A 5,532-nucleotide genomic window follows, 5' to 3' on the forward strand; every position below is an offset into this window, starting at 1 on the left:
GTGTTGTCGCCGTCCAGGGAGACGACGGCGGGCATGCTGCGACGGGCGCGGGGGCGGGGAGTGGTCATTCGGCCTCTAGGGAAACACGGTCCACGTCGGCAACCCGGGCGCGCAGCGAATTGGTGTGCGCTTCGGTGATGATGACGTCGACCATTTGTCCGATGAGCCGCGCGGGCGCGGCGAAGTTCACGATGCGGTTGTTCTCGGTGCGGCCCATCAGTTCATTCGGGTCGCGGCGCGAGGGGCCTTCCACCAGCAGTCGCTGGCGCGTGCCGATCATGTTGCGGGCGATCGTGGCCGCCTGCTCGTTGATCAGCGCCTGCAGGCGCTGCAGCCGGCGCAGCTTCACGTCCTGCGGCGTGTCGTCGTGCAGGTCGGCGGCGGGCGTGCCCGGGCGGCGCGAATACACGAACGAGAACGAGGTGTCGAAGCCGACGTCCTCGATCAGCTTCATGGTCTTTTCAAAGTCTTCCTCGGTTTCGCCGGGGAAGCCGACGATGAAGTCCGAGGACAGCGTCAGGTCGGGACGGGCGGCGCGCAGGCGGCGCACCACCGACTTGAATTCCAGGGTGGTGTAGCCGCGCTTCATGCCGGCCAGCACGCGGTCGCTGCCGGCCTGCACCGGCAGGTGCAGGAAGGACACCAGCTTGGGCAGGCGGGCATAGGCGTCCACCATGCGCTGGGTCATTTCCTTGGGGTGCGAGGTGGTGTAGCGGATGCGCTCGATGCCGGGGATTTCGTGCACGTACTCCAGCAGCATGGCGAAGTCGGCGATCTCGTCGCTGTCCGTCATGCGGCCGCGGTAGGCGTTGACGTTCTGGCCCAGCAGCGTCACTTCCTTCACGCCCTGGTCGGCCAGGTCGGCGACTTCCACCAGCACGTCCTCGAAGGGGCGCGAGACTTCCTCGCCGCGCGTATAGGGCACGACGCAGAAGCTGCAATACTTGCTACAGCCTTCCATGATGGAGACGAACGCCGTGGCGCCTTCGACCCGCGGCGGCGGCATGTTGTCGAACTTCTCGATCTCGGGGAAGCTGATGTCCACCTGCGAACGGCCTTCGTCGCGGCGGCGCTTGATCAGGTCCGGCAGGCGGTGCAGCGTTTGCGGGCCGAACACCACGTCGACGTAGGGCGCGCGCTTGACGATGGCCTCGCCTTCCTGGCTGGCCACGCAGCCGCCCACGCCGATCACCAGGTTGGGATTGGTTTTCTTCAGGTGCTGCACCCGGCCCAGGTCCGAGAAGACCTTTTCCTGCGCCTTCTCGCGCACCGAACAGGTGTTGAACAGGATGACGTCGGCGTCTTCCGGGTTGTCGGTCAGCTCCAGGCCCTGGTCGCCGCGCAGCACGTCGGCCATCTTGTCCGAGTCGTACTCGTTCATCTGGCAGCCGAAGGTGCGGATGTACAGCTTGCGGGGGGAGCCGGCCTGGGTGGCGGGGAGGGCGGCGCTGGCGCCGTCGTGCGCGGCGTCGGCGCGCTTGAGAGTGGTTTCTTGCATGATGGTCGCCGTTGCGGGTGTAGATCCCGGGGGCAGAAAGGTAGGAAACCCTGGATTTTAACCTTTGCCCGAATTTGCTTCTTGGTCTGGCGCGCCCAGGCCGTTACGATAGCGTGCTGGGCTGCTTTCGGGGTCCAGGAACCTTTCTCATTTCCCTGCAGCGGTACCGATGAACACCAATCCCCTGACGCCCTCGGCGGCCGCTCCCGTGACCGACGCCGTGGCGGGCCCCGGGCCCGATCAGTTCCGCAATCCGTTCTCCGCGCTGACCTGGGTGCTGCTGGGCTGCGCCCTGGCGCTGGCCGCCAGCGCCTGCGCGCTGTGGGTGGACCTGCCGCTGGCGGTGTGGATCAAGCAGTCGGTCTCCGAGGGCGTGAACGAATCCTTCGAATGGATCGGCGAACTCGGCGAAAGCGGCCCCTATATCGGCGTGGCGCTGGCCTTCTATGTGATCGGACTGGTCGGCCTGGCGCGGGGCTGGCGCAACCCGGTGCGCATGAGCTACGCCAGCATGGCGCGCGGCAGCCTGCTGATGCTGTCGACCATGGCCGTGGGCGGCCTGGTGGTGCTGGTGCTCAAGCGTTCGGTGGCGCGGGCGCGCCCGGAGCTCTTCTTCGAAAAAGGCATCTACGGGCTGGGCGAGTCGTTCTCCCGCGTCCAGCTCTACAACTCGTTTCCGTCCAGCCATACCTACGCGGCTTTTGCCGTGGCGGTGGTGTTGGGCATCCTGGCGCCGCGCTGGCGCTGGGTCTTCCTGCTGCTGGCGGTGCTGGTGGCCATGAGCCGGCTGGTCAACCTGGACCACTATCTGTCCGACGTGATGACGGCCGCGGGCATCGCGGTGCTGGTCGGACACCTGCTGGCGCCCCGCGTGCTGGGCGCCAGCTACCAATGGCCCCTGCGCGCGCCTTGGCGCTGGTGGAAGAAATAAGGTTTGCTGGCGTTGGCTTGTGCTTCGTAGGTCGCCCGTCGGCGCGGGCGCCGTGGCGGCGAGCGCCCACGATTGCGGTCCGGAGCCTTCGCTCCGGACTGCCCCGTCCTCATCCTCGTGGCCGCCTGCGGCGGCTGCCTTCGGATTCCGCCGGGCGCATCGAGGTTGCTCGCCGCCACGGCGCCCGCGCCGACGGGCTACGTGCGTGTTGGTCTGTTGCGCTGCTGGAGCGGTGGTGGGGCGCGAGTCTTGGGCTGCCCGTGTTATTCGGCCGCGCGGGCGGCCGAACAACACATACATGATTCCGGCCAGGGCCGGGCTCCAGGCTACGCCTTACGCGAAATTCACCACTACGCGCCGGTTGGTGCGGCTCTTTTTCTCGATCTTCGTAACGATCACCGCGCCGATCTCGCCGGTGTTGGCCACGTGCGTACCACCACAGGGCTGGCGATCCACGCCCGGGATTTCGACGATGCGTATGCTGGCGGTGCCGGCCGGGGGCGCTGCACCCACGGTGCGCACCAGGTCGGGTTCGGCCGCCAGTTCCTCGGGCGTGATGCAGTTGATGCTGACGCCGGTGCGGGCCTGGATCAAGGCGTTCAGGCGTTCGGTCAGGTCGGCCTTGTCCAGCGTGGACTCCGGCAGGTCGAAGTCGACGCGCGCGGAGTCGGGTGAAATGCTGCAGCCGGTCACGGGGGCGGGCACCAGCGCGCCGAGCAGATGCAGACAGGTGTGCAGGCGCATGAGGCGATGGCGCCGCGGCCAATCGATGGCCACCGAAACGCGGTCGCCCACTTGCGGCGCCATCTCGCCTTCCAGCACATGCAGAATGCGCTGGCGGTCGTCGGCATACACGGTGTCGGTCAGCGCCAGCGCGCGGCCATCGGCCAGCGTCAGTGTGCCGCTGTCGCCCGCCTGGCCGCCGCTGCGCGCGTAGCAGACGGTCTCGTCCAGTTCGACGCCTTCGGGGCTGACTGCGATCACGGTGGCGTCGCATCGGTCCAGGTAAGGGTCTTCGTCGAATCGCTTGCGGGTGGCATGCATGTAAAGGTCTCCGGATGTTTTTTGATGGGGCGGATTCACGCCAGGATCTTCAGGCCGCCGGCTGTTTCTATCTGCGCGCTCAGGCGGGGCGGCCCGTCGGCCTGCTCGACCTGGATCAGGTGGTCGGCGCCCAGCCAGGCCAAGCCCTGGCGCAGCAGCCCAGCCTGGGGATGGCTGCCGGACAATTGCTTGAGGACGAGGTCCTGGGGCGGCAGGCTGACGCCGGGATAATCCGCCACGTCCCACTGGATCAGCGTGGGCAGCAGACCGTCGCCGGCGGCATGGCCAGCCTCGCGCCAGGGGGGCAGGCTGCCATCGTCCGGCACCGTCAGCCGCCAGCGCAATTGCCCGCGTTCCATGGGAATGGCGGGAGGAATGCGCGTGGGATGCTCGGCCTGCATGCGGGTCAGGTCCAGCGGCGCTTCGACCCGCGCCGCCCAATGCGCCAGGTAGGGGCCCTGGGCGATGCGGGCGCGGACGGCGTCCTGATCCAGTCCGAACCAGCGCGGCCGTGCAGGCGCCGGGGCTTGCGGATCGATGGCGATGACTTCGAGGTAGATACCGCCCGCCATGCCCAGCACCCGGTTGTGGGTGCCCATGCGGGGATGCGCGCCGCCGCCCGAAGGCGCGATGCCGAGCAGTCCGGCGACGTATTCGGTGCCGCTGTCCAGGTCGGCGGCGGCGATGACGAGGTGATCGATGGCGAGTTTCATGATCCGGCTATGGTAGCGAATCCGTGAGGATCCGTACCCGTACACCGCGACGGCGGCCTGCGGTACAGTGCCCGCGCAGGCTTCGCACTCCAGCCCGTCGGCCCGGCAGGCCGTAGCAGGGGATATCGACAATATGGCTTTTTATCTTTTCGCAGTGCTGTTCGCAGTCGGCCTGGTGGCCGCCCTGGCGGCCAGCGCGGTGTATTGGCTGCGTTTCGGCCCGAAGGCCAGGGAGACGCGACGCTGGCTGTACGCCACGGGATGCCTCCTGGTTACCTATCTGATCGGCCTGGCGCTGGTCAGCCATGACCCGTACTTCGACGACAACGGTGTGCCGGAATTCATTCCATGGCGTTTCCGCTGGTCATGGGCCTGGCTTTACGCAGGCTTGCTTCAGTTCATCGTCGTTCCCTGCGGGTTCGGCTTGCGGGCAGGGCTGCGGTTCCTGGCCAGGCGGAAACCGCCACGCGCCGCGCAATAAAAAACCCGCCGCAATGCGGCGGGCCTGGTCTGCGTGGAGACGATCAGGCGGCTTCGCCTTCCTCGCCTTCCTTCTTGGCCGGCTTGACCAGGTCTTCGCGCTTGACGCCCAGCCACATGGCCAGGGCGGCGGCGACGAACACCGACGAGTAGATGCCGAACCAGATGCCGATGGTCAGGGCCATGGCGAAGTAGTGCAGGGTGGGGCCGCCGAAGAACAGCATGGCCAACACCATCATCTGCGTGGAACCGTGGGTGATGATGGTCCGCGAGATGGTCTGCGTGATGGCGCTGTTGATGACTTCGTGCACGTCCGCCTTGCGGTACTTGCGGAAGTTTTCGCGGATCCGGTCCATGATGACCACGGATTCGTTCACGGAGTAGCCCAGCACCGCCAGCACGCCCGCCAGCACCGACAGCGAGAATTCCCACTGGAAGAAGGCGAAGAAGCCCAGGATGATCACCACGTCGTGCAGGTTGGCGATCACGCCGGCGACGGCGAACTTCCATTCGAACCGGAAGCCCAGGTACACCATGATGCCGATGACCACCACCAGCAGGGCCATCAGGCCGTTGTGCAGCAGCTCCTGGCCCACCTGCGGGCCCACGAATTCGACGCGGCGCAGCTCGACGCCGGAATCGGCGGTCTTCAGCGCGGCCATGACGGTTTCGCTCTGGGTGGCCGAGGTCTGGCCTTCCTGCAGCGGCAGACGGATCATCACGTCGTGCGAGGTGCCGAAGTTCTGCACCTGGAAGTCGGTGTAGCCCAGCTTGGAGACCACGCCGCGCACGTTTTCAAGCTGCGCCGTCTGGGCGTAGTTGACTTCCATGACCGTGCCGCCGGTGAATTCGATCGACAGGTGGAA

At 66.9% G+C, this 5,532-nt stretch carries 6 protein-coding genes; 2 read left to right on the forward strand and 4 right to left on the reverse strand.

Features of this window, described 5'->3' with window-relative positions; translation table 11 throughout:
- Positions 1-64: 64 nt before the first annotated feature.
- Entirely contained in the window at positions 65-1,498 is a 1,434-nt protein-coding gene (miaB, locus tag VIR09_RS25170; protein WP_332015325.1) for a tRNA (N6-isopentenyl adenosine(37)-C2)-methylthiotransferase MiaB, read from the reverse strand.
- A gap of 169 nt (positions 1,499-1,667) precedes the next feature.
- Here miaB and VIR09_RS25175 point away from each other — a divergent pair, with 169 nt between their 5' ends.
- On the forward strand, positions 1,668-2,429 hold the full coding sequence (locus VIR09_RS25175; protein WP_332015326.1) for a phosphatase PAP2 family protein: 762 nt from the start codon (positions 1,668-1,670) through the stop codon (positions 2,427-2,429).
- 333 nt (positions 2,430-2,762) lie between these two features.
- Here VIR09_RS25175 and VIR09_RS25180 read toward each other — a convergent pair whose 3' ends face one another.
- Positions 2,763-3,473 carry an alanyl-tRNA editing protein gene (locus VIR09_RS25180; RefSeq protein WP_332015327.1) on the reverse strand — a complete coding sequence of 237 codons (711 nt, stop codon included), beginning with the start codon at positions 3,471-3,473 and terminating at the stop codon, positions 2,763-2,765.
- A gap of 35 nt (positions 3,474-3,508) precedes the next feature.
- Positions 3,509-4,186, reverse strand: coding sequence for a VOC family protein (locus tag VIR09_RS25185; protein ID WP_332015328.1), 678 nt, complete (start codon positions 4,184-4,186; stop codon positions 3,509-3,511).
- Between the two features lie 133 nt (positions 4,187-4,319).
- Here VIR09_RS25185 and VIR09_RS25190 point away from each other — a divergent pair, with 133 nt between their 5' ends.
- Positions 4,320-4,667 carry a hypothetical protein gene (locus VIR09_RS25190; protein WP_332015329.1) on the forward strand — a complete coding sequence of 116 codons (348 nt, stop codon included), beginning with the start codon at positions 4,320-4,322 and terminating at the stop codon, positions 4,665-4,667.
- A 43-nt stretch (positions 4,668-4,710) separates the two neighbouring features.
- Here the strand turns inward: VIR09_RS25190 and secF are convergent.
- A partial coding sequence (gene secF, locus VIR09_RS25195; protein WP_332015330.1) for a protein translocase subunit SecF occupies positions 4,711-5,532 on the reverse strand: 822 nt, incomplete at its 5' end.

This window comes from Achromobacter sp., from assembly GCF_036567245.1.
Lineage (GTDB): Bacteria > Pseudomonadota > Gammaproteobacteria > Burkholderiales > Burkholderiaceae_B > Achromobacter.

Coding starts and splice junctions, on each gene's coding strand:
- VIR09_RS25190 (WP_332015329.1), top strand. CDS start 4,320: ATGGCTTTTTATCTTTTCGCAGTGCTGTTCGCAGTCGGCCTGGTGGCC.
- miaB (WP_332015325.1), bottom strand. CDS start 1,498: ATGCAAGAAACCACTCTCAAGCGCGCCGACGCCGCGCACGACGGCGCC.
- VIR09_RS25175 (WP_332015326.1), top strand. CDS start 1,668: ATGAACACCAATCCCCTGACGCCCTCGGCGGCCGCTCCCGTGACCGAC.
- VIR09_RS25180 (WP_332015327.1), bottom strand. CDS start 3,473: ATGCATGCCACCCGCAAGCGATTCGACGAAGACCCTTACCTGGACCGA.
- VIR09_RS25185 (WP_332015328.1), bottom strand. CDS start 4,186: ATGAAACTCGCCATCGATCACCTCGTCATCGCCGCCGCCGACCTGGAC.